The sequence below is a fragment of the Methylobacterium sp. D48H genome, assembly GCF_053345715.1.
The window spans coordinates 81,389-103,555 of the sequence record NZ_JBKFAP010000020.1; the positions used below are offsets into that span (position 1 = coordinate 81,389).

Consider the following 22,167-nt stretch of genomic DNA (forward strand, 5'->3'; position numbering starts at 1 on the left):
AGAACCGTCGGTGGTGTCGCGCGGCCGGGCTGACATGCGCGGGGACGTCCTCAGGACGCGAGGCGCTCGTAGCGCACGCCGAGGAACAGGAGGATCTCGCCGCGCCGCTCGCCGGAGCGCGGGATCCGGCAGGTCCGCCGCGCCTCCGCGCCCGGGAACGGGATCAGGGTGGCGGACGGGGCCTGCGCGGCTCTGCGCGCCGGATCGGCGACGGGCTTCGACGAACGGGCTTCGCCGGTCTCCAGCGGCTTGATGAGGGTCATGGTCTCCGGCTCCTGTCGGCGGTCCGAGCATCTGGCCCGGGCCCTTCGGAGGGCGTCGGCAAGGGCTACCGAAACAATCCAGCACGACGTGGTTAACGGAGTCTTTCCGGGCCCCCGCCGGGAATCTCGGTGCTCGCAGGAGTTGGCGCGTGAATTGCGTGGGTGTTCGCGCCCATGGCGGGCGTTTCCTCCCTTCGACTTGAGGCCCTGTCCGATCCGGACGGGGCCTTCTTATGTGCGGACGGCCCGCCGGGCGGCGGCGCTGTGCGACCCGCGCGCCACACCGCGGCGAAGCGTGGCCGCGACGTTGCCGCGCGGAACCCGTCGGGACCCTCGGCGCTTGCCTACCGCCCGGCCCGACCGATATGCCGGGCACGGGCGATGGCGGGACCGTCGTGTCGGCTCTCCGCCCGATCGAGATTGAGGACACCGCTGAATGCGACTGGTTCCGGAACGATCCCTGCGCGCCTTCCGCCGCCGCGGCTTGGCTACTGCGGCGCTGGCGCTGTTCGCGCTGACCGCCGGCCCCGCCTACGCCCAGCGGGAGGATCAGGGCCTGCAGCTCGGCTGCGCGAACGACTATTTCCGCCTCTGCGCGGGCGTCGATCCGAACAGCCAGGACGCGGATCGCTGCATGATGCGCAACCGCAAGCGCCTGTCCCCGGAATGCCGGGCGGCGATCGGCGACTACGACAAGCGCACCGGCAGCAAGTCCCTGTCCGACGATTGAGACGGGACCCGGTCGAGTTGCCCGCCGTTGGCGAGGGGCGTTTGGTATGAGCCTGACCGTCGCGGTCCAGATGGACCCGATCCAGAACATCCGGATCGCGGGTGACACCACCTTCGCCCTGCTGCTGGAAGCCCAGCGGCGGGGGCACGCGCTCGTCTACTACACGCCCGACCGGCTCTCGATGCAGGGCCGTCGCGTGACGGCCCGCGTCGAGCGGCTGACCGTGCAGGACGTCGAGGGCGCGCACTTCACCTTGGCGCCGCCGGAGCGGATCGACCTCGCCGAGGCGGACGTGGTGCTGATGCGCCAGGACCCGCCCTTCGACATGGCCTACATCACGGCCACCCACATGCTCGAGCGGATCCATCCGGAGACCCTCGTGGTCAACGATCCCTTCGAGGTGCGCAACGCGCCCGAGAAGCTGTTCGTCCTCGACTTCCCCGAGCTGATGCCGCCGACGCTGATCAGTCGCGACAAGGCGGAGATCGAGGCCTTCCGGCTGGAGCACGGGACCGTGGCGATGAAGCCGCTGCACGGGCACGGCGGCGCGGCCGTGTTCAAGGTCACCGAGAAAGACCCGAATTTCGGCTCGATGTTCGACCTGTTCGCCACGACCTTCCGGGAGGCCTGGGTCGTGCAGCGCTACCTCGACCGGGTCACCGAGGGCGACAAGCGCATCATCCTGGTCGACGGCGTCCCGATGGGGGCGGTCAACCGCGTCCCGGCCGCGAACGACATCCGCTCCAACATGGTCCGCGGCGGCGCCGCCTCCGCCTCCGAGCTGACCGACCGCGAGCGCGAGATCTGCGCCACGATCGGCCCGGAACTGGCGCGGCGGGGCCTGATCCTGGTGGGCATCGACGTGATCGACGGGCATCTCACCGAGATCAACGTCACCTCCCCCACCGGCATCCGGGCGATCCAGCGGCTCGGGGGCCCCGACCTGTCGGTCGCGGTCTGGGACGCGATCGAGGCCCGGATCGCGGCGCGCAAGGGCGTCTGACGGGGCGCGCTCAGGTCTCCGCGCGCGGGGTCGCGCTGAGCTCGGCCCAGTCGAATTCCTCCTCCAGCAGGTAGTAGGCGTCGTCGCCGATCCGCCCCTGGCGGCGCAGGGCGAGCACCGCGTCGCGGGCGGCCTCGACGGCGCGCCGCCGCGCGGCATCCGCCGGCAGGCTCTCCGGCGCCAAGCCCTCGTCATGCGCCTCGGCCTCCGCGAGGGCCGCGCGGAACTCGGCCCGCAGGGCGTCGGTCGCCGGCTCGTTCTCGGCGTCGGCGAGGCTCTCCAGGGCGGCCTCGTAGGCCGCCGCGCGGGCCCAACCGGTCTCCCGGCCCACCGGATCGTCGTCCTCCAGCCGCAGACGGGCGAGCAGCGGCCGCAGGGTCAGGCCCTGGACGATCAGGGTGCCGAGCACCGTGACGAAGGCGGTGACCACCACGAGATCCCGGTGCGGGAACTCGGCGGGCAGCGCCAGAGCGGCCGCCACGGTGACGATCCCGCGCATGCCCGCCCACGACAGGGCGATCCCCGGGCCCAGCCGCGCTGGGGCGCCGGCCTGCCGGAGGCCGAACCCGCGGATCCCTGTGGTCGGCATCACCCAGGCGAGGCGGGTCAGGACCACGGTGGCGAAGGTCGCGCCCGCGAGGATCAGCGCCTGCCACGCGTCCGCGCCGCTCAACCGGTCCCGGATCGGGTCGATCTGGATACCGATCAGCACGAAGGCCAGGACGTTGAGCACGAACACCGCCGTGTCCCAGACCGCGTAGGAGATCACCCGGGCGCGGGGCGCGGTGACGCCGGGTGCCCGGCGGGCGACCGTCACCGCGAAGGTCACGATGGTCAGGACCCCCGACAGCTCCAGCCGCTCCGCGGCGAGCCAGATCCCGAAGGCGGCGACGAACTGGAGCACGATCGCGCTCGCCGGATCGGTCACGCGCCGGGTCACGGCCACGAACAGCAGGCCGAGGCAGGGGCCGACGACGAGGCTCGCGACCACGCCCAGGAGGAAGGCCGGCGCCACCTCCGCCGGGTGGAAGGTGCCGGCCATCGCGGCGGTCACGCCGAGCCGGTAGATCAGCAGCGAGGCCGCGTCGTTGAGCAGGCTCTCGCCGCGCAGGATCGTGGCGAGCCGGTGCGGCATCGGCGCGTGCTTGAGCACCGCCAGCGCCGCCACGGCGTCGGGCGGCGCGACCACGGCGCCGAGCACGATGCAGGCGGAGAGCGGCATGTCCGGCACGACGAGCCGCGCCACGACCGCGACCGCGACAGTCGTCACCGCCACGGCCCCGACCGCGAGCCCGAGCACCGCGCGCCAGTTCTCCTTCAGGTCCCGCACCGAGGCGTCGAACCCGGCATCGAGCAGGACCGGGGCCAGGAACAGGGCGAGCGCCAGTTCGGGATCGAGCCGCAGGTTCGGGACGCCGGGCACGAAGGCGAGGCCGACGCCGCCCAGCGCCAGGAAGGCGGGATATGGCGCACCGAGCCGGCGCGCGACGCCGGCCAGGAGGACGGCGCCGAACAGGACGCCGACGACCCACTCGAAAATCAACATGCTGCTGAAAGAGGCGGAGGCCCGGGAGCGTTCCGGGTGCCGCGGTCGCAGGCCGGCTCAGTACTGCACGGTCGCGCGCAGGCCGAGCACCGCCGCGTTGCGCAGCCGGCGCCCGTCCGGACCTGCGATTCCGGCACCGGGCCGGATGACGTACTGCGCGTCGGGCTGCACCGTGAAGCCCGGCACGACCACCGCCTGATAGGTCGCCTCGATCACCGCCTCGGCGCGGCGGCGCGGCATCGGCATCCCGGTGTAGAGGATCGTGTCCCGGTCGGCCCGCTGGGCGTCGTCGCCGATGCGGGCGTAGGCGAAGCTGAGTCCGATCGTGTCGTCGTCGCGCCCCTCGAACAGGCCCTTGTAGGCGAGGCCGGTATCCACGTAGGCGTCGATCAGGCTCGAACGCGTGGGCGACCACGCCGCGCGCACGAAGAAGCCCAGGCCCTCGTCGTCCTTGCCGGATTCCCGGTAGAGGGTCTGGTCGTAGATCGCGTAGAGGCCGGCATTGCCGCGCACCGGCCGGCCGATCCCGGTGGCGTTCGGGTCGGCCAGCGGCACGCCGGTGATGTCGAAGCGCAGGCTGTCGAACCGGCCGAAATGCTGCCAGCCGCCGAGGGTGATGTCCCCGGGCAATCCCCGGGCGCCGGGCGCGATGTTGTACGCGTAGGTGACCTCGGCGATGACCAGGGCCGGATCGCGCAAGCGGAAATTCGTGCCCGTCCGGTCGAGGCGCTGTGCCTCCGGATCCCGACCGGGGCGGTTCGCGCCGGCCGGATCGCCGTCGTAGAGGCCGACCTGCAGGGAGAAGCCGTTGCCCGGCACGTACTTGGCCCGGATCGCCGGCGCCGCGAGCGGGTAGGCCGGGCCGCCGCTCGGCAGGTCGAGCCCGGTGATGGCCGGCCAGCCGAAGGTCGAGTTCACGAACAGGGTCGCGGTCTGGCTGACGAAGAACTCGGTATCGGCGGCCTGCTGGCCGATCCGGATCCCGAGCTTTCCGTCCATCAGGCTCTGGTCGAGCCAGAGAACGTAGAGCCGCGTCGACGGCAGCGCCTCGATGACACTCGTCGTGAGCAGGTTGCCGACATAGTAGCGCGACAGGCCGGTGCCGTGGATGAAGTAGGCGTTGGCGTGGACCGTCGCGCCCTGCCAGCCCGCGAGCTTGTCGAGGTCGAGGTTGAGGCGCAGGTTGAGGCGGTCCTCGACGATCGCGCCCTGCCGCAGGCCGCCGACCGGGTTGCCGAGCACGTCGACGATGTAGGTCAGGCTGTACTCGATGCCCCGCTCCTTCAGGACCGGGCGGATCCCCAGCGGATCGCCGAGCGGGCCGAGCGAGGGTTCGACCGAGCGGACGTAGCCGCCGGAGGCCTGGCTGGTGGTCTCCGGCTGGGAGACCGAGACGCGCGGATCGGCGCCCGCGCCCTCGAAGACCGAGGGCACGTGCTGCTGGGCCGCGGCGGGCACGGCCGAGAGGGCCAGGGCAAACGAGGCTATGAGCTTCCGGACCATGGGCCGCTAGTCGGCGACAGTACGGGCCGCAGAATAGCACGGCGTGCTGGTCGAACACGCTCGACCTTTGCAGAAGCCGCGCGCTCGCCTAACCCTGCGGCCGGTACACCACAGGACCGTCGATGCCCGAGACCCCCGTCTTCACGTCCGCCGCCGTCGCCGCGCCCCACAGCCTCGCCGCCCAGGCCGGCCAGACCGTCCTGGCGCAGGGCGGCAACGCCATCGAGGCGATGGTGGCGATGGCCGCCTCCATCGCGGTGGTCTACCCGCACATGAACGGAATCGGCGGCGACGGCTTCTGGCTCGTGCGCGAGCGCGGCGGGCGGGTGCGCGGCATCGAGGCCTGCGGTCCGGCCGGGCGCCTCGCCACGATCCCGCGCTATCGCGAGAAGGGCTACGACGCGATCCCCGCCCGCGGCCCCGACGCGATGGTGACGGTCGCCGGCGCGGTGGGCGGCTGGCGCCTCGCCCTGGAGCTGGCGCGGGCGCTGGGCGGCCGCCTCCCGCTGGAGACCCTGCTGGCCGACGCGATCGCGCAGGCGCGGGCCGGCGTCCCGGTCTCCCCGTCGGAGGCGCGCTACGTGCCCCAGGAACTCGACACCCTCCACGACGCCCCGAACTTCGCGCGGACGTTCCTGAAGGACGGCAAGCCGTTCCCGGCCGGCGAGACCCGGAGCCTCCCGCTGCTCGCCGCCACCCTGGAGCAGCTCGCCCATGCGGGCCTCGGCGACTTCTACCGCGGCGATATCGGCCGGGAGATCGCCGCCGACCTGGAGCGCCTCGGCGCGCCGGTCACCCGGGCGGATCTGGAATCCTTCGCGGCGGTCGAGCGGGCGCCCCTGTCGATCCGCCGCCGCGACGCGACGCTCTACAACTTCCCGCCGCCGACCCAGGGGCTCGCGGCGCTCCTGATCCTCGGGATCTTCGACCGTCTCAACATCGCCGAGCCCGAGACCACGGCCCATTACCACGGGCTGATCGAGGCGACGAAGCGGGCCTTCGCGATCCGCGACCGGGTGGTCACCGATTTCGCCCGCCTGCGGCACGATCCCGCCACCTTCCTGACCCCGGACCGGCTCGCCCGCGAGGCCGCGCTCGTCGACATGGGCCGCGCCGCCCGGGTGCCCCTGCCCGATCCCGGTCACGGCGACACGGTCTGGATGGGCGCCATCGACAAGGACGGCCTCGCCGTCTCCTACATCCAGTCGGTCTACTGGGAGTACGGCTCCGGCACGGTCCTGCCCGCCACCGGCATCTGCTGGCAGAACCGGGGCATGTCGTTCTCCCTCGACCCGAAGGCCGTGAATCCCCTGGAGCCGGGCCGGCGCCCGTTCCACACGCTGATCCCGGCGCTCGCCGCCTTCGACGACGGGCGGGTGATGAGCTACGGCAGCATGGGCGGCGACGGGCAGCCGCAGTTCCAGGCCCAGATCTTCACCCGCTACGCCGATTACGGGATGCCGGTGGCGGACGCGGTCGACGCGCCGCGCCTGCTCTACGGCCGCACCTGGGGCGCGCCCTCCCTGAGCGTGAAGGTGGAGGACCGGTTCGATCCGGCCTGCATCGCGGCCCTGGGCCGGCTCGGCCACGAGATCGAGGAACTCGGCGGCTCCTACATCGACTCGCTCGGCCATGCCGGCATGCTGGTCCGCCATCCCCGGAACGGGCGGATCGAGGCGACCCACGACCCGCGCTCGGACGGCGGCGCGCTGGGTCTCTGATACCGTTTCCGATCGACCCTTCGGCGGCCGTCGCGCCGTTCGTCATCACGCGCGCAGCGCAGTGACCCAGGGCAGCGGGACGCCCCGGATCGTCGCGCGGGCTGGATCGCTTCGCTCCGCTCGCGAAGACGGTGAGAGCGAGCCGCGGCGCGGAACCTATCCCGCCTGGACGAGCCAGCAGGCGGCGCGCAGGCGCACGGCGCCGCCCGCCGCGTGCCGCCGGAGGGCCGCCGCCACGGCCGCCTCGGCGCGCGCCCGGAGATCCGGCGCGGCCTCGCGGACGAGATGGGAGCTCGGCCCGAGGTTCAGGGCGACGTGGGTGGCCGCCGCGACCGCCGCCGCGTCGGTCTCGCCCTGCCCGAGGACGATGTCCCGGTCGAGGGCATCGCAGGTGACGGCGTCGAACCCGGCCCCGCGCAGGAGCGCGACGAGCGGGTCGGCGTCGGCGAAGCGGAACGGACCCGGCGTGTCGGGCTGCGGCGGCGGCGGCACCTCCGGCAGGAGCGGCAGCACCGCGTCGCGCGGCACGCCGACCCACAGGTTCTCGGCGAGGGGCCGCCAGCACAGGAAGGTCATCCGGCCGCCCGGCCGGAGCATCCGGCGCACGTTGGCGAAGGCGCGGGCGGAATCCGGGAAGAACATCACGCCGAATCGCGACACGACCCGGTCGAACCGGCCGAGATCGGCCGTCTCGACATCGGCCTCGACGAACCGGATCGACGCGCTCCCGGGGGCCTCCGCCTCGGCGCGCTCCCGCCCCACGGCGAGGAGCGGCGCCGAGATGTCGGCGCCCGTCACGCTCCCGGCGGGCCCGACCCGGCGCGCGGCCTCCAGGGTCGTGGCGCCCGCGCCGCAGCCGATGTCGAGCACCGTCTCGCCCGGGGCGAGCCCCGCGCGGGCGAAGAGCGCCTCCGTCAGCGGGACGAACATCGCGTCGAGGACGGCCTGATTGCGCGCCCAGCGCGTCCCGACCTCGCCGTTCCAGTACTCGGCCTGGGTGATGCCGCCCGCCATGGTGCGCTCCGTTAGGCGGTCGTCGCGGCGACCGACAGTTCCGGCTTGTGGTTGAGGGTCTGGAACACGACGCAGTAGCGCTCGGTCAGCTTCAGGAGCTGCGCGAGCTTGTCCTCCGGCGCGTCGGTGTCGAGCTCGAAGAACAGGCGGATGTTGCGGAAGCCCACCGGCGCCTCCTTGTCGACCCCGAGGGTGCCGCGGAAATCGAGGTCGCCCTCGGCGCTGACCGTGCCGGCGCGCAGCGGGATCTCCAGGGCGGTCGCCACCGCCTTGAGCGTCACGCCCGCGCAGGCGACCAGCGCCTCCAGCAGCATGTCGCCCGAGCACAGCTCCGCGCCCGAGCCGCCCGTGGCCGGATGCAGCCCGGCCTCCGCGATGGCGCGGCCCGTCTCGACCTTGCAGGCGATCTTGGTGTCGTCCAGCGTGCCCCTGGCCTTCAAGGTGATGACCGCCGCGTCCGGCGCGGTGCGGTACTTGTCCTTGATCGGAGCCTGGAGGGCTCGCAGCGCGGTGGCGTCCATGGCGTCGTCCTCTCGATGATGTCGCCCGACCTCGGGCGGCCGGATCGGGTTCTCGATGCGCGAAACGCCTTAGCAGGTTGTCGCGACGCCCTCACCGTCTTTGCGAGCGCAGCGAAGCAATCCAGCGTGGCGCCACGATCCCAGGGGTCGTGCCGCCCTGCCCAGCTTCGCTGGGCTCGCAGAGACGAACGGTGTCCGCAGCCGCTTGTTCGGCCCGCAGATATGAGAATCGGCGCGATCACCGAGAAGCGCCCGCGCTCAACCGATCAGGGCGGCCACGGCCTCCGCGAGGGCGTCGACCTGGGCCTCGTCGTGGGCGGCCGAGAATGCGACCCGCAGCCGCGCGGTGCCGGCCGGCACGGTCGGCGGGCGGATCGCCACCACGAGGTAGCCCTGCGCCTCCAACGCCGCCGAGATGTCGAGCGCCGCCTGCGCCTCGCCGACCAGGACCGGCACGACCGCGCTCTCGGCCTCCGGCAGGCCCAGGCGGGCGGTGAAGCGCCGGGCGAGGGCGAGCGGACGGGCCCGGCGCTCGGGCTCCGCCTCCAGGATCGCCAGCGCCTCCAGGGCCGCGGCGGCCGAGGCCGGTGGCAGGCCGGTGGTGTAGACGAAGCTGCGGGCACGGCTCGTCATCAGGTCGATGACCGGGCGCGAGGCGCAGAGATAGCCGCCGTACGAGCCGAGCGCCTTCGAAAGGGTGCCCATCTCCAGGGGCGCCCGCGGTCCGTCCTCGACCACGCCGATGCCGTGGGCGTCGTCCACCAGCGTCCAGGCGTCGAAGGATTCGGCGATGCCCAGGATGTCGCCGAGGGGCGCACGGTCGCCGTCCATGCTGAACACGCGCTCGGTCAGCACGAGGGCGCGCCCGTGGTGCGGCCGGTGCTCGGCGAGCCGCGCCGCGAGGTCGCCGGGATCGTTGTGGCGGAAGGTCAGGACCCGCGCGCCCGAGAGCCGCGCGCCCGCCCACATGCAGGCGTGGGACAGCTCGTCGAGCAGGACGAGGTCGCCCCGCCCGGCGAGCGCCGGGGTGATGCCGAGATTGGCGAGGTAGCCGCTGCCGAAGACCAGCGCGGCCTCCGTGCCCTTGTGGCGGGCGAGGCCGGCCTCCAGCGCGCCGAGATAGGGGTGGTCGCCGGTCACGAGCCGCGACCCGCCCGCCCCCGCGCCGTGGCTCGCGACCGCGGCCTGGGCCGCCGCGATCACCCGCGGGTGATGCGAGAGGCCGAGATAGTCGTTGCACGAGAAGGAGACGAGCGCCCGTCCCCGCCGCGCCGCCGCGGCGCCGGCGCCGCGCTCCGTCGGCACCAGCTTGCGGCGCAGGCTGCCGGCCTCGAGGGCGTCGAGTTTCCCGGTGGCGAAGGCGTCGAGGCTGTCCATGGAAACGGGGATGGGCGGTGCCGCGAAGACAATGTCAAGCGGCGGGTGCCGGTCCTTGACCCCCGTCCGAGGCCACATCATGCCAGGCGCATGACCCTCGCAACGCCCGCAGGCCATCTCTGGCGGCCCTACACGCAGATGCGCCGTGCGGCGCCGCCCCTGGAGGCGGTCGCGACCCAGGGCACCCGCATCCGCCTCGCCGACGGGCGCGAGCTCGTGGACGGCATCGCCTCCTGGTGGACCGCGGTGCACGGCTACAATCACCCGCACATAGCGGGCGCGGTGGCCGACCAGCTCGCGCGCATGCCCCACGTGATGTTCGGCGGCCTCACCCACGCGCCGGCGGAGGCCCTGGCCCGGCGGCTCGCCGCCCTGCTGCCGGGCGATCTCGACCACGTCTTCCTCAGCGATTCGGGCTCGGTCGCCGTGGAGGTCGCGCTCAAGATGGCGGCGCAGATGTGGATCAACCGCGGCGTGAGCGGGCGGACGAAGGTCCTCGCGTTCCGCGGCGGCTACCACGGCGACACGATGGGAGCGATGTCGGTCTGCGACCCCGAGGAGGGCATGCATCGCCGCTTCGGCACCTACCTGCCGAGCCAGATCTTCTGCGACCTGCCGCGCAGCGCGGCCGAGACCGCGGCGCTCGACGCGGCCCTCGCGGCCCATCGCGACACCCTGGCGGCGGTGATCGTCGAGCCGCTGGTGCAGGGGGCCGGCGGGATGCGGACCCACCCGCCGGAGGTGCTGGCGACAGTCGCCGGGCTGGCGCGTCGCCATGGACTGCCGCTCATCGCCGACGAGATCTTCACCGGCTTCGGGCGCACCGGCAGCCTGTTCGCCTGCGAGCAGGCGGGGATCGTGCCCGACATCCTGTGCCTGTCGAAGGCGCTCACGGGCGGCACGATGGCGCTCGCCGCCACGATCGCCCGCACGGAGGTGTTCGCGGCGTTCTGGTCCGAGGATCCGGCGGCGGCGCTGATGCACGGCCCGACCTTCATGGCCAACCCCCTCGCCTGCGCGGCGGCCAATGCCAGCCTCGACCTGTTCGAGACCGAGCCGCGCCTGAGCCAGGCCCGCGCCATCGCGGAGCGCCTCGCCGCGGGGCTGGAGCCGCTGCGGCGTGTGCCCGGCGTGGCCGATGTCCGGGTCCTCGGGGCCATCGGCGCGGTCCAGTTCGCGCGGGCGCCCGATCTGGCCGTCCTGAAGGCGGAACTGCTCGCCCGCAGCGTCTGGGTGCGACCCTTCGGCGACATCGTATACCTCACCCCCGCGCTCACGATCGGTGCGGCCGATCTCGACCGGCTCATCGAGGCTGTCGCCGGGGTGGTGACCGAGCTGGCGCCGGCATCGACATGACGCCCGCGCGTTCCACTTTCCCGTGACGAGCCCCCGTGCCGGCCTGCAACCCGGGACCGTTTCTGCCGTTGGGCCTACGGCTGGAGATGCGTGCGGCGGCCCGCGCGGCCGGGTGCTGCCGAAGGGAGTACACAGTGGCGAGCGAGCAGACGGGTTCGAGCGGCGATCGGCCGGTAATCCTCCTCGTCGAGGACGAGGCGCTGACGATCATGGACCTCGGGGACGTGCTGGAGGAAGGCGGCTACGACACCGTCCAGTGCGCCTCGGCCGAGCGGGCGCTGAGCATCCTGCAGGCGCGCCCGGACATCTGCGGGCTGGTCACGGACGTGCAGCTCTCGGGAAAGACCGACGGTTTCGACCTCGCGAGCTCCGTGGCCGAGGCGCGGCCGCAACTGCCGATCCTGATCGTGTCCGGGCGCGCGGCCCCGGACCCGGCCCGCATGCCCGAGCATGCCGAGTTCATCGCCCGTCCCTGCACCGGCGAGGACATCCTGGACCGTCTCCAGCGTCTCATGCACTGCTGAGCGGGACTCCGCGCCAGCCCCGTCATCGCACCGTCACCGGTCGGCGCCACAGGGACCTGGGCGGCCGCTTGATGGGGGTGGACGGTGCAGATTCAGGATCGTCCGGCGGCCGCCGGCTCTAATTCGGGCGCTCCGGTGGGCGACAAGCAGAAGCGCGATCATCAGGACGAGGCCGCGGTGCTCGGCCTCCCGTCCAAGAAGCTGAGGCCACCCGGCGTGCGCAGCGTCGGCTGGGCGCTGGTGCAGGCGGCGCGCCTGCACCGGGCACGGACCGGCGACCGTCTGGCCAAGCTCGGCCTGTTCGCCGGCCAGGAGCAGGTGGTGCAGGCGCTCGCCGCGGCCGGCACGATGACGATGGGCGATCTCGCCGCCCTGCTGCGCGTCCGGCCGCCCACCGCCTCCAAGACCGTCACGCGGCTCGCGGCCCTCGGCATCGTCGAGCGCCGGGCCGAATCGGGCGACGGCCGCGTGGTGCGGGTCCAGCTCACGGAGACCGGCAGGGCCAAGGCCGAGGCCATCGAGCGGATCCAAGAGGAGGTCGAGGCCGAGTTGCTCGACCACCTCGACAAGACCGACCGCCGCCGCCTCCGGAAGCTCCTGCGCAAGGCGGCTCGCGGCCTCGCGGAGGCGGCCGGCGCATCCGGTCAGACGACCGAGGCGGATGCCGAGATCGAGGCCGAGGACGAGGCGGAGGCGCTGGCCACCTGACCGTCGCCCTCAGGCCGCACGGCGCCAGGCCGGGAACGGATCCGGCAGGCCGCGATAGGGCGCGGGATCGAACGGCGCCCGGTCCGCGCCCGTCTCGATCAGGCAGGCGTCCAGCGCTGCCGTGAGCGCCGCGGCGTCCATGCCGGTGCCGATGAAGACCAGCTCCTGGCGCCGGTCGCCCCAGACCTCGCTCCAGACGTCCCGGAGCCGCGCCTGGAACTCGGGCGCCTCCGGCCAGCGCCGCCGCGGCACGGCCGACCACCAGAACCCCATCGCCGAGACCCGGGCCACGGCGCCCGCCAGGGAGAACTCGCCGACCCAGTCCGGCCGGGTCGCGAGCCAGAAATGGCCCTTCGCGCGGATCAGGCCCGGCCACGTGGCGTTGACGAAGGCGTTGAAGCGCTCCGGGTCGAAGGGCCGCCGGGCCCGGTAGACGAAGGAGGCGATGCCGTACGCCTCGGTCTCCGGCACGTGCGCGTGGGCGCCGTAGAGTTCCTTGAACCAGAGCGGGTGCTGTTGCGCCTTCTCCTCGTCGAAGAGGCCGGTGTCGAGGATCTCGGCGAGCGGCGCGCGCCCGTGATCGGTCTCGAGGATGCGGGCATCGGCGTTCAGGCCGCGCACGACGGAGCGCACCAGCGCGAGGTGCTCGGCCGGCACGTCGCGCGCCTTGTTGATCACCACCACGTCGGCGAACTCGATCTGCTCCACGAGCAGGTCCACGAGCGTGCGCGTGTCCTCGGCGCCCGCCGTCTCGCCGCGCTCGCGCAGGAAGGCGGCCGAGCCGTAATCCTTGAGCAGGTTCACCGCGTCGACCACGGTCACCATCGTGTCGAGGCGGGCGAGATCCGAGAGCGACCGGCCGGCCTCGTCGCGGAACGAGAAGGTCGAGGCGACCGGCAGCGGCTCGGCGATGCCGGTCCCCTCGATCAGCAGGTAGTCGAACCGCCCCGTCTCCGACAGCCGCCGGACCTCGGCGAGCAGGTCGTCGCGCAGGGTGCAGCAGATGCAGCCGTTGGTCATCTCGACCAGGGTCTCGTCGGTCCGGGAGAGGTCGGCGCCCCCGGCGCGGACCAGATCGGCGTCGATGTTCACCTCGCTCATGTCGTTCACGATGACCGCGACGCGGCGGCCGTCACGATTGTTGAGCACGTGATTGAGCAGGGTCGTCTTCCCGGCCCCGAGGAAGCCGGACAGGACGGTGACGGGAAGGCGGGTGTCGCGCTGAATCATGACGCGATCAAAATGTTATAACGTTTCAAAGTCAACCCGCCTCGACGGAGCGAGCCGAAGCGCCGCCCAGACGCCTGTTGCAACGATGTAACGTTTCTCGCCCGTGTCCGACGGGCGCGGGATTAAGGCTTGCACCGATCCGATGGGCCGCAACAATGAAACGATATAACACTGTGTGAGTCTCGATGCTTCCCTCGCGCCGCTTCGGCTTCCTCGCCAGCACGGTCCTGTCCTCGACCGTCTGCGCCGGCCTCCTCACACCGTCCGCCGCGCGGGCGCAGCAGGCCGTCGCCCTCGACGAGATCAGCGTCACCAGCCCGAGCCCGATCCAGCCGTCGCGCGGCGCGGTCGCGGCGGATGCGGCGGTGCCGATCGGCGTCCTGCCGGTGGCGACCAACACGTTCTCACCGGTGACGGTGGTGACCCAGGACCAGATCGCGCGCGACCAGCCCCGGACCCTGGGCGACGCCCTGTTCGACCGTCCGGGCATCTCGGGCACGACCTACGCGCCGGGTGCGGCCTCGCGACCGATCATCCGCGGCCTCGACAATGCCCGGGTGCGGATCCAGGAGAACGGCATCGTCAACGGCGGCGTGTCCGACCTCGGCGAGGACCACGCCGTGCCGGTGAACCCGCTGGTCTCCGACCGGATCGAGGTGATCCGCGGTCCCGCGACCCTGCGCTACGGCTCGGGGGCCATCGGCGGCGTCGTCTCGGCCGACAACAACCGGGTCCCGACCTTCATCCCGGCGAACGGGGTGCAGGGGCAGGTCACCAGCGGCTTCTCCAGCGTGGATAACGGCCGGCTCGGGGCCGCCACGGTGGACGCCGGCGGCGACGGCATCGCGGTCCACGCCGACGGCTTCAAGACCGCCAACGACAGCTACGCGATCCCCGGCGGGATCCAGCGCAACTCGTACAACGAGTCGCAGGGCGGCGCGGTCGGCATCTCGGCGATCGGCGACCGCGGCTTCGTGGGCATCTCCTTCAGCCACTACGACGCGGTCTACGCGATCCCCGGCGGCGTGGCCGAGCAGGACCGGACCCGCCTGACCCCGAACCAGGACCGGGTCCTGTCGCGGGGTGAGTACCGTCCGCTCGACGGGCCCTTCGAGGTGATCCGCTACTGGGCGGGCTACTCGGTCTACCGCCACAACGAGGTCGGGATCGGCGACGACGGGATCGAGGGCGTCCAGGCGATCTTCAAGAACCGCGAGGCCGAGGGCCGCCTGGAACTCCAGCACGTCCCGGTCATCACCGAGTTCGGCAGGCTCACCGGCGCTCTGGGCTTCCAGTCGGACCGGCGCGTGATCAACACGCAGCTCGAATCGTTCCTGCCGAAGACGGAGTCGCGCGCGAACGCGGTCTACCTCTTCGAGGAACTGGAACTGCGCCCGGGCACGCGGCTGCAGGCGGCCGGGCGCTACGAGGTCGACCGGCTGTCGAGCACGGCGGCGCAGTTCCCCGCCGACTACGTGCCGGTCGACGGCCAGGAGCCGTTCCAGTACGCCCGGACCCGGCGCTTCGCCCCGAAGAGCGCCAGCATCGGCGCCCTGCAGGACCTGCCCTACGGCTTCGTGGCGAGCCTCACCGGCTCCTACGTCGAGCGCGGGCCCACGGGATACGAGCTGTTCTCGCAGGGCCCGCACGACGCCACCGCGACCTTCGAGATCGGCAACCCGAACCTCAAGAAGGAGCGCGCCCGGACCGTCGAGGCCAGCATCCGGCGGGCCGAGGGGCCCTTCCGCCTGGACGCCACCGGCTACTTCACCCGCTACACCGGCTTCATCTACCGGAACTACACGGGTCTGACCTGCGACGACGACTTCGCCTCCTGCGGCGTCGGCACCGACAACCGGCAGATCGTCTACCAGCAGCAGAACGCGACCTTCTACGGCGCCGAGATCATCGGCCAGTACGACCTCGTGCCGGTGGGCAACGGCTTCGCCGGCGTCGAGGCGCAGTTCGACTTCGTCCGCGCCCAGTTCGACAACGGCGCGAACGTGCCGCGCATCCCGCCCTACCGGCTCGGCGGCGGCGTCTACCTGCGGGCCGACGGGTGGTTCGCGCGGGTGAACCTGCTCCATGCCTTCAGCCACGACGCCACGGCCGTGTACGAGACGCCGACCCCCGGCTACGACGACCTGCGCGCCGAACTGAGCTACACCAAGGCCGTCGATCCCGCGGTCTACGGGGCGAGCGCGATCACCCTCGGCCTCCAGGGCCGCAACCTCCTGAACGACGATATCCGCAACTCGACCTCGTTCAAGAAGGACGAGATCCTGCTGCCGGGGCGGAACGTGCGGCTGTTCCTGACGGCGCGGTTCTAGGGTCGGACATCAGGCCGCGTGATCGTGATGATGCTCGAGAGGGATGGATCATCGCCGGCCCGCTTCCGGACTGCGCTGTCTGGCCGGGCGCCGCTGCTCCGCCTCTGATCCCCCGTCTGCCTGTTGTGAGAGTAGATTATATACAATAGATGCGTGGGTTCCCGATCTTCGCCACCGGGTGGCGACAGGGATGCCCAGGCGGCGGATGCAACCGTTTTTCTCGACAGACGGGATTCATCCCAGAAACGCGGTCCGCCAATGGCGGGAGCTGGTCTGCGAGCGGCTCGTGCCTGCCGAGATCGAGACGCCGGACGGTCTCCCGTTCCAGGGACGGCTGGACGTGACGTGTATCGGCGCGATGCCGATCTCGCATTTCTGGCACACAACCGTGCGGACCAGAATCACGGACGCCGAAGCGCGACGCCGCGGGAACCCCGATCGGGTTTTCGTGCTCCTGAAGCTGTCCGGACGGGACACAATCCAGCAGCTTGACCGAGAGGCGAAGACCAAGCCGGGCGACCTCATCTTGCTCGACTCGAGTTCTTCCGTGATGGAGGCGGAGACCGGCGACTCCTTGGTCATCGATCTGCCGCGCCAGCGTTTCGAGACCGTTCTGGGCCCGTCCCGGCTCTACACCGCGCTCACGGCCGCAGCGGACCTCGCCTCGACGACCCTGACGGGCTCGTACCTTCAGGAACTCGTCCGGGTCAGCGATCGCCTCACCCCTGACGCGGCCGAGCGCATGGCATCGATCGGCGTCGACCTGATCGTGGCGAGCCTCGCCGAACGGATGGCGCAGGAGGTACCCCGTTCCGTCCACGGCAACGTCACGGTCCAGCGCGCCAAGGCCTATGTCGAGGCGAACCTGAGCGACCCGAACCTGGATCCGCCGCAACTCGCCGCCGCGATGGGCGTGTCGTTGCGGCGGCTGCAGGAGCTGTTTCATGAGCGCGGCCGGCACATCTCCGACTACATCTGGGGACGCCGACTGGAGGTGGCAGCCAAACGCCTGACCGACCCGGCCTGCGCCACCCTGTCGATCGGCCTGTTGGCTTATGGCTGCGGCTTCAGCAGCCAGGCGCATTTCGCGCGCCGCTTCAAGGATCGCTACGACGTGAGCCCCCGTGAATACCGGCAGGCGCACAGGCCGGACGTGGAGGTATTTGCGTCCGCCTCCGGGCTGTCGTCCTGATGCGCAGCACGACCGGATCGGATCGGAAGCCACCGCCGGGCCGATCTCGACGGCTCGACAGCATACGTGGAACCGATCTCAGGCGGACAGCGTCCGACGCAGCCTGCGCCAGCCCGCCACGATCCCGGTGATCGCGATGCCCGCCGCCAGGAGATTCAGGACCCACTGGGCCGTATCGTGCAGGGGGCGGTTGCCGGTGAGCCCCGGCAGGTCGAGCCGGTGCGCGGCGTCGAACAGCCAGCGGTTGATCCGGCTCGAGCGGTCCAGGCGCTGGAGGATCGCGCCGTCCCGGGGATCGACGTGGAGCCACGTGGCGGCCGCGTCGCCGAAGCGCAGGCGCAGCACCGGAAGCGGCCGTGGGTCGGCCCCGTGGGGATACCAGTAGGCGTCGTAGGCGTATAGCGGGCGGATCGACCGGAGGGGACCGTCCGCGAAACCGTCTGCCGCGGCCGTCGCGATGCTGCGCGCGTCGAGGGCGGTCGCGCCGTCCGCCGCGACCGTCCGGAGGCCGTCCGCCGTCTCGGCGACGATCCACCAGCGTCCGCCGATGGCGGCGAAGCGCAGGGTGCGCGTACCCGGCACGGCGCCATCGCGGAGCCGGTGCGGATCGAGGCCGAGCGCCGGCGGGGTTCCGGCATAGGCGGCGCGCAACGCTACCGGCGGGCTGGTCGCGCTGAACCAGCGGTTCGGGTTCATGGAGATCCAGCCGCTGGCGATGAACGTGCTCAAGCCGAGGCCCCCCGCGAGGCCGAGCAGGTGGTGCCAGCGCGCGAGGCCGCGATAGGGCGTGACGGCCCCGCCCGCGTAGCGCCGCCGAAGGCGCAGGCGCCAGATTCCGATCGCGCCTCCGCTCAGCGCCCCGAGGGCGGCGAAACCGGACAGCCACAACAGGATCGTCCGCCACAGCTCCGGCCGGGCCCGCAGCGGCGTGAGGTAGATCCAGTGCGCCACCGAACCCACCCAGTTCCAGCCCCGCTCGAAGCGTGTCGTGTCGAGGGCGATCTCGCCGGTCACCGCAGACACGTAGAGCTCGGTCCCCGCGGCGTCGCCGAGGGCCACCTTCAGGAAGGGCCGGAGCGGGTCGTAGCGGGCCGTGACGGTCCACTGGTCGCGCGCGACCTGCTCGGCCTGCGCAGCCGGAGCACCACCGGCCGCGACACGCAGCGCGTCTGCGGGTGTCAGCGGACCGAGCCGCGCGCCGGTCCGTGCCGAGACCGTCACCCGGGTGCCGTCGTGGCCGGCGATCCGGTAGACCGGCTCGTCGCCCCGCATCTCCAGGCCGAAGGCGGCCGGCACTCCGGCGAGCCCGCCGGCCCGCAGCGCCGCGTCCGGCGCGACCGCGACCTGATCCCAGGCGATCGGGGCGAGCCGCGACAGCCGCTCGGCCTCGGTGAGCGCCGGGAACGGCACGTAGAGCATCACCAGCCCGGAGCCGATCCACAGCGCGAAGAACAGCCCCGCGGCGATCCCGGCCCAGCGGTGGAACAGGAGCAGCCAGCGCCGTCCCGCCTTGCCGAGCCGGCGCGGCAGGCTCACCACGTCACCGTGTAGGCGACCTCGACCGAGCGCGGGCGCCCGAGCAGCCAGTTGGTCCCGACCCCGTTCACGGCGTTGCCCGAGATCGCGTAGACCTTGTCGAACAGGTTGTAGACCCGCACGGACAGGCGTGAATCCGCCGTCACCTGATGGTCCAGGACCGCGTTGACGAGGTTGTAGGCGGGGCGCCGCGCGGTGTTGCCGAAGTCGCTGTAGACCTGCCCGACGTTCTGCAGTCCGACCCGCGCGGTCCAGTCGCGGGTGACGTCCCAGGTCAGCCAGAGGTTGGCCACGCGCTCGGGCACGTCGATCGGCTGGTTGCCGGCATACGAGACGGTGGCGCCGTTCACCGTCTGGTCGAACCGGTCGTACTGCGCGTGGAGGAGCGCGAGGTTGCCGTCGAGCCGCCAGCCCGGCGCGAAGCGCCAGCCGAGCGCCAGCTCGAAGCCCTGCGAGGACTGGCTCCCCACCTGCGTGGACAGCGTCGGCTGGCCGGGGATCGCCGAGATCAGGTTGTCCTTGACGATCCGGTAGCCCGCGACGGTCCATTCGAGGGCGCCGTCGAAGGCCAGCCCCTTGGCGCCGATCTCGACCTGATCGCCGGTCGCGAGCCTGAAGCCCGCCAGCGACTGCGACAGCGTGATCAGGCTGTTCACCGGGTCGGTGGCGAAGCTGTACTGGGCGTAGAGCGCGCTGTCCGGCGTCGGGTTGTAGACGAGGCCGAACCGGTAGCCGAGCGCCCGGTAGGTCTTCTCGAACCGCGATCCCGTCTGCAGGTCCTCGCGGTTCAGCGTCGGCACGTCGAGGCGCACGCCCGTGAGGAACGAGAGCTTGTCCGACAGGATCACCCGGTCCTCGGCGAAGACCGAGGCCTGGCTCGTCTGCGTCGCGTAGGCCGGGCGCGCCCGGCCGTTCTGCGGGAACAGGCCCGGATCGTAGCCGGTGAGCGGTACGCTGGTTGTCGGAGCGTCGAAATAGAAGTTGTTGGTGTGGCGGAAGTCGATGTGATTCACGTCGAAGCCGGCCACGAACTGGTTCGGCAGCCCGAACAGGCTGCCCCGGACCGTCGCGTCGAGGCGGTCTCCGACCTGCTCCTGGCTGTGGTAGATCTCCAGGTAGTCGCCCCGGTCCACGAGCCCGGTGCCGCGGTTGTAGCTGTACTGCTCGACGTCGAGCCAGTGGCGCCGGCTGGTGAGCCGGTAGGCGGTGTTGCGGATCGTGATGTCGGCCGAGGGGGACCACTCGGTCTTGAGCTGGGTCCAGTTGTCGGCCCAGGTGATCTTCGCGTCGCGGACGTTGTAGTTGTTGAACCGGATGAGATCCGGGATCCGTCCCTCGACCAGCGGGGTGCCCCAGTAGCGGGCGGGCTCCTGGTAGCCGAGATCGTGGCTCAGGGTGAAGGCGAGGTCGGCGCTCGGCCGGAACAGCAGGGCGGCGGAGACCGCGAGGTTGCGGAAATCGCCCTCCGGCCGCATCCAGCCGTCGGCGCGATTGCCGCTGACGTTGAGGCGGTACGCGAAGGTGTCGCCGTACTCCGCTTGGCCCAGCGGGCCGCCGGAATCGAGGGCGAGCCGCGCGACCCCGTCGGTGCCGATCACCGCGCGGGCGGCGTTGATCGGCACGAAGACCGGCTTCTTGGGCACCACGTTGATGACGCCGCCGATGGCGCCGTCGCCGTAGAGCACCGAGGACGGCCCGCGCAGCACCTCGATCCGCTCGACGTTCCACGTGTCGAACGGGAAGGTCACGGTGTTGGCGCCGACGTAGAAGCGCGTGCCGTCGTAGAGCTGCTGGATCGAGTTCGGGCCGGCGAAGCCGCGGGATGTGAACGCGCCGTTGCCGTTGCCGGGCGCTGCGATGGTGGTGATGCCGGTCGCGTCCTGGGTCACGGCCTCGGCGATCGTGTCCTGGCCGCGCAGCCGCGCGGTCTCGCCCGACACGATGTCGAGGCTGGCCGGCGTCTCCAGCGGTGTCAGGCCGAGGCGGCTCGCGGTCCGGTCGGGCGTGCGCAGGTTGAGCCCGTTCGGCGGGAGGCGGCCCGGGTCGCCGCCCGCGCCCGCGACCGACAGCTCATCCAGCGTGACCGCCTCCTGTGCGGCGGCCGGACTGGCGAGGAGCGCGAGGAGAACGCCGCAGAGGGGGGCCCGCCCGCCGAGGCAGGAGCGATGGGTCGATGGAGACATGGGGAAAGCGGTCCGTGCACGGCGCGCGCCGGCCCCCGCGTCCTACAAGCATTGTAATAACATTACAATGCACTCGCTGTCCGGTAGCCTCTGCCCGTGCGGGCGCGCGACGGCGTCCTGCGACAGGGCTCGAGGGGTTCGGGACGGCGGAGACGGGCATGGGGAACGGCGTCGCGGGCGCGCTTGCTGTGGCACGTCACCGCGAACGAGGCCTCGGCGGCCGCCTCCCCTCGGGACTGGCGGCGCCTCGACACCCGCCAGGACACCCCGCCCGGCGCGTTTCGCGTGTGACCACGGCTGACGGCAGGTCTCCTGGCTCGCGGGTCGCCGCCCTCGCACCGTCTTCCCGGGGTGACCCAGTGACGTGGTGGTGAAGGGCTCGCCGCTTACAGTTGCGGGGGCAGCCGCGGCTTCGGGGCGAACCCCTCACCGCGTTCCCTTTTGATCCCCGAGGGGAACCGTCGAACACAGCTTGGCCGTAGCGGGGGCGGGCGTCAACCGTGTGTCCGGTTGTTGCCGTGGATCGGCGCACTGTGCGCCGGTCCGTTGCGACCGCGCCGACGACGGGCTAGCCCCTGCGGGATGACGGTCTGGCGGCCCCCTGCGGAGATTCGCGTGAAGGCGCTGGGTCTGCCCCGGCGCGGCAACAGCCTGCTCGTGGCCGAGGTCCGCGCGGATGACGGGCGGCTGAAGGGCGTCCGGCCGCTCGGCGGCAGCGTCGCGTTCGGCGAGCGGGTCGAGGACGCCCTGATCCGGGAGTTCCAGGAGGAGCTCGGCGTCACCGTCTCGGTGCTCGGCGGCCCCCGCGTCATGGAGAACATCTTCACGCACGAGGGGCAGGTCGGGCACGAGGTGCTGTTCCTGTTCCCCGTCGCCCTGCCGCCGGGGCGGTTCGACGGGCAGGAGCGCTTCGTCTTCCACGAGGATTCCGGCACCGCCTGCGTGGCGCTGTGGTGCGATCTGGACGGGCTCGACGTGCCGGGCGGTCCCGACCTCTTCCCCGCCGGCCTGAAGGACCGCCTCCGCGACGCGTGGCGCGCGGAGCCCTGACGGACCGGGCCGGCCCACCGCCTTTGCCGCTCGGCGCGGGCGATGCTACAGCCGGGCAATCCCATCGGTCCGGACGTCCGCGACGCCGCGGCCCATGCGCCCGGACGCTCCGTCCGACGCGGAGACGGGTGCCGGCGGAAGCATGACGATACGACCTCCCAGAAGCGGCGGGCCGACGGGGCGCAAGCCTCAGGCCGGCAAGTCCAGCGCCAGCAAGTTCAGGGGCGGCAAGGCCCAGGCCGACGGCCGCGCCCGCACGGGCCCGCGCACCAGCGCCCGCGACGCCGCCGAGCGCGCGGCCCGCAACCGCGGCGAGGATGCCGGCACCCGCGATCCCTGGGGCGCGCAGGCCGCTGCGGCCCCGGCCCCGGCGCCGGCCC

The 22,167-nt window shown here is 72.2% G+C and carries 18 protein-coding genes, 1 pseudogene and 1 riboswitch; of the genes and pseudogenes, 10 read left to right on the forward strand and 9 right to left on the reverse strand.

Translation table 11 applies throughout. The annotated features are described in order from the left end of the window. Nucleotides 1-50: 50 nt before the first annotated feature. Nucleotides 51-263 carry a hypothetical protein gene (locus ACLBX8_RS24495; protein ID WP_042674087.1) on the reverse strand — a complete coding sequence of 71 codons (213 nt, stop codon included), beginning with the start codon at nt 261-263 and terminating at the stop codon, nt 51-53. A 436-nt stretch (nt 264-699) separates the two neighbouring features. Here ACLBX8_RS24495 and ACLBX8_RS24500 point away from each other — a divergent pair, with 436 nt between their 5' ends. Then, on the forward strand, nt 700-993 hold the full coding sequence (locus tag ACLBX8_RS24500; protein ID WP_020093681.1) for a hypothetical protein: 294 nt from the start codon (nt 700-702) through the stop codon (nt 991-993). Nucleotides 994-1,039: 46 nt separating this feature from the next. Then, nucleotides 1,040-1,996, forward strand: a complete 957-nt coding sequence (gshB, locus tag ACLBX8_RS24505) for a glutathione synthase (protein ID WP_103985405.1) — start codon at nt 1,040-1,042, stop codon at nt 1,994-1,996. A 10-nt stretch (nt 1,997-2,006) separates the two neighbouring features. On the opposite strand, the gene ACLBX8_RS24510 is transcribed toward gshB, so the two are convergent. Beyond that, the gene (locus ACLBX8_RS24510; protein ID WP_447695212.1) at nt 2,007-3,542 is read right to left on the reverse strand and encodes a cation:proton antiporter; all 1,536 of its coding nucleotides are present in this window, start codon (nt 3,540-3,542) and stop codon (nt 2,007-2,009) included. Between the two features lie 57 nt (nt 3,543-3,599). Continuing rightward, a complete protein-coding gene (locus tag ACLBX8_RS24515; RefSeq protein ID WP_447700367.1) occupies nt 3,600-5,045 on the reverse strand; it encodes a carbohydrate porin in 1,446 nt (481 codons plus the stop codon). A 122-nt stretch (nt 5,046-5,167) separates the two neighbouring features. Here ACLBX8_RS24515 and ACLBX8_RS24520 point away from each other — a divergent pair, with 122 nt between their 5' ends. After that, nucleotides 5,168-6,766: a gamma-glutamyltransferase family protein gene (locus ACLBX8_RS24520; RefSeq protein WP_447700366.1), complete on the forward strand. Its 1,599-nt coding sequence runs from the start codon at nt 5,168-5,170 to the stop codon at nt 6,764-6,766. A 156-nt stretch (nt 6,767-6,922) separates the two neighbouring features. Here ACLBX8_RS24520 and ACLBX8_RS24525 read toward each other — a convergent pair whose 3' ends face one another. The 3 genes from ACLBX8_RS24525 to ACLBX8_RS24535 all read right to left on the reverse strand — a co-directional run bounded on the left by ACLBX8_RS24525 (nt 6,923) and on the right by ACLBX8_RS24535 (nt 9,678). After that, entirely contained in the window at nt 6,923-7,780 is an 858-nt protein-coding gene (locus ACLBX8_RS24525) for a class I SAM-dependent methyltransferase (protein WP_447700365.1), read from the reverse strand. An 11-nt stretch (nt 7,781-7,791) separates the two neighbouring features. Further along, complete coding sequence (locus ACLBX8_RS24530; protein ID WP_020093675.1) at nt 7,792-8,301, reverse strand: OsmC family protein; 510 nt, start codon at nt 8,299-8,301, stop codon at nt 7,792-7,794. Between the two features lie 258 nt (nt 8,302-8,559). Next, entirely contained in the window at nt 8,560-9,678 is a 1,119-nt protein-coding gene (locus tag ACLBX8_RS24535) for an aminotransferase class I/II-fold pyridoxal phosphate-dependent enzyme (protein WP_447700364.1), read from the reverse strand. Nucleotides 9,679-9,768: 90 nt separating this feature from the next. On the opposite strand from ACLBX8_RS24535, the gene ACLBX8_RS24540 reads away from it, so the two are divergent. The 3 genes from ACLBX8_RS24540 to ACLBX8_RS24550 all read left to right on the forward strand — a co-directional run bounded on the left by ACLBX8_RS24540 (nt 9,769) and on the right by ACLBX8_RS24550 (nt 12,266). Further along, nucleotides 9,769-11,034 carry an adenosylmethionine--8-amino-7-oxononanoate transaminase gene (locus ACLBX8_RS24540; protein ID WP_447715859.1) on the forward strand — a complete coding sequence of 422 codons (1,266 nt, stop codon included), beginning with the start codon at nt 9,769-9,771 and terminating at the stop codon, nt 11,032-11,034. Between the two features lie 134 nt (nt 11,035-11,168). After that, nucleotides 11,169-11,558, forward strand: coding sequence for a response regulator (locus tag ACLBX8_RS24545; protein WP_020093672.1), 390 nt, complete (start codon nt 11,169-11,171; stop codon nt 11,556-11,558). A 135-nt stretch (nt 11,559-11,693) separates the two neighbouring features. Further along, on the forward strand, nt 11,694-12,266 hold the full coding sequence (locus tag ACLBX8_RS24550; RefSeq protein WP_020093671.1) for a MarR family winged helix-turn-helix transcriptional regulator: 573 nt from the start codon (nt 11,694-11,696) through the stop codon (nt 12,264-12,266). Nucleotides 12,267-12,275: 9 nt separating this feature from the next. Here ACLBX8_RS24550 and ACLBX8_RS24555 read toward each other — a convergent pair whose 3' ends face one another. Further along, nucleotides 12,276-13,496 carry a GTP-binding protein gene (locus tag ACLBX8_RS24555; protein WP_447700362.1) on the reverse strand — a complete coding sequence of 407 codons (1,221 nt, stop codon included), beginning with the start codon at nt 13,494-13,496 and terminating at the stop codon, nt 12,276-12,278. 185 nt (nt 13,497-13,681) lie between these two features. Between ACLBX8_RS24555 and ACLBX8_RS24560 the strand changes: the two genes are divergently transcribed. Further along, on the forward strand, nt 13,682-15,826 hold the full coding sequence (locus tag ACLBX8_RS24560) for a TonB-dependent receptor (protein WP_170868143.1): 2,145 nt from the start codon (nt 13,682-13,684) through the stop codon (nt 15,824-15,826). Between the two features lie 205 nt (nt 15,827-16,031). Next, nucleotides 16,032-17,018, forward strand: a complete 987-nt coding sequence (locus tag ACLBX8_RS24565; protein ID WP_447700361.1) for a helix-turn-helix domain-containing protein — start codon at nt 16,032-16,034, stop codon at nt 17,016-17,018. Nucleotides 17,019-17,096: 78 nt separating this feature from the next. Here the strand turns inward: ACLBX8_RS24565 and ACLBX8_RS24570 are convergent, their stop codons facing one another. Together ACLBX8_RS24570 and ACLBX8_RS24575 are read right to left on the reverse strand one after the other, a co-directional pair. Continuing rightward, entirely contained in the window at nt 17,097-18,557 is a 1,461-nt protein-coding gene (locus tag ACLBX8_RS24570) for a PepSY domain-containing protein (RefSeq protein WP_447700360.1), read from the reverse strand. Further along, on the reverse strand, nt 18,551-20,737 hold the full coding sequence (locus tag ACLBX8_RS24575) for a TonB-dependent receptor (protein ID WP_447700359.1): 2,187 nt from the start codon (nt 20,735-20,737) through the stop codon (nt 18,551-18,553). Before ACLBX8_RS24575 ends, ACLBX8_RS24570 begins: the two co-directional genes overlap by 7 nt. A 285-nt stretch (nt 20,738-21,022) precedes the next feature. Continuing rightward, nucleotides 21,023-21,215, reverse strand: a riboswitch (cobalamin riboswitch). Between the two features lie 137 nt (nt 21,216-21,352). On the opposite strand from ACLBX8_RS24575, the gene ACLBX8_RS24580 reads away from it, so the two are divergent. Both ACLBX8_RS24580 and ACLBX8_RS24585 read left to right on the forward strand, forming a co-directional pair. Then, on the forward strand, nt 21,353-21,787 hold the full coding sequence (locus ACLBX8_RS24580) for an NUDIX hydrolase (protein WP_447700358.1): 435 nt from the start codon (nt 21,353-21,355) through the stop codon (nt 21,785-21,787). A gap of 142 nt (nt 21,788-21,929) precedes the next feature. Beyond that, a pseudogene (locus ACLBX8_RS24585) lies at nt 21,930-22,167 on the forward strand (RluA family pseudouridine synthase); the annotation flags it as partial.

Bases quoted from the DNA above. Each gene is read 5' to 3' on its own strand.
- ACLBX8_RS24525 (WP_447700365.1), bottom strand. From the start codon at position 7,780: ATGGCGGGCGGCATCACCCAGGCCGAGTACTGGAACGGCGAGGTCGGG.
- ACLBX8_RS24495 (WP_042674087.1), bottom strand. From the start codon at position 263: ATGACCCTCATCAAGCCGCTGGAGACCGGCGAAGCCCGTTCGTCGAAG.
- gshB (WP_103985405.1), top strand. From the start codon at position 1,040: ATGAGCCTGACCGTCGCGGTCCAGATGGACCCGATCCAGAACATCCGG.
- ACLBX8_RS24560 (WP_170868143.1), top strand. From the start codon at position 13,682: ATGCTTCCCTCGCGCCGCTTCGGCTTCCTCGCCAGCACGGTCCTGTCC.
- ACLBX8_RS24565 (WP_447700361.1), top strand. From the start codon at position 16,032: ATGCAACCGTTTTTCTCGACAGACGGGATTCATCCCAGAAACGCGGTC.
- ACLBX8_RS24575 (WP_447700359.1), bottom strand. From the start codon at position 20,737: ATGTCTCCATCGACCCATCGCTCCTGCCTCGGCGGGCGGGCCCCCCTC.
- ACLBX8_RS24540 (WP_447715859.1), top strand. From the start codon at position 9,769: ATGACCCTCGCAACGCCCGCAGGCCATCTCTGGCGGCCCTACACGCAG.
- ACLBX8_RS24555 (WP_447700362.1), bottom strand. From the start codon at position 13,496: ATGATTCAGCGCGACACCCGCCTTCCCGTCACCGTCCTGTCCGGCTTC.
- ACLBX8_RS24530 (WP_020093675.1), bottom strand. From the start codon at position 8,301: ATGGACGCCACCGCGCTGCGAGCCCTCCAGGCTCCGATCAAGGACAAG.
- ACLBX8_RS24520 (WP_447700366.1), top strand. From the start codon at position 5,168: ATGCCCGAGACCCCCGTCTTCACGTCCGCCGCCGTCGCCGCGCCCCAC.
- ACLBX8_RS24500 (WP_020093681.1), top strand. From the start codon at position 700: ATGCGACTGGTTCCGGAACGATCCCTGCGCGCCTTCCGCCGCCGCGGC.
- ACLBX8_RS24535 (WP_447700364.1), bottom strand. From the start codon at position 9,678: ATGGACAGCCTCGACGCCTTCGCCACCGGGAAACTCGACGCCCTCGAG.
- ACLBX8_RS24510 (WP_447695212.1), bottom strand. From the start codon at position 3,542: ATGTTGATTTTCGAGTGGGTCGTCGGCGTCCTGTTCGGCGCCGTCCTC.
- ACLBX8_RS24515 (WP_447700367.1), bottom strand. From the start codon at position 5,045: ATGGTCCGGAAGCTCATAGCCTCGTTTGCCCTGGCCCTCTCGGCCGTG.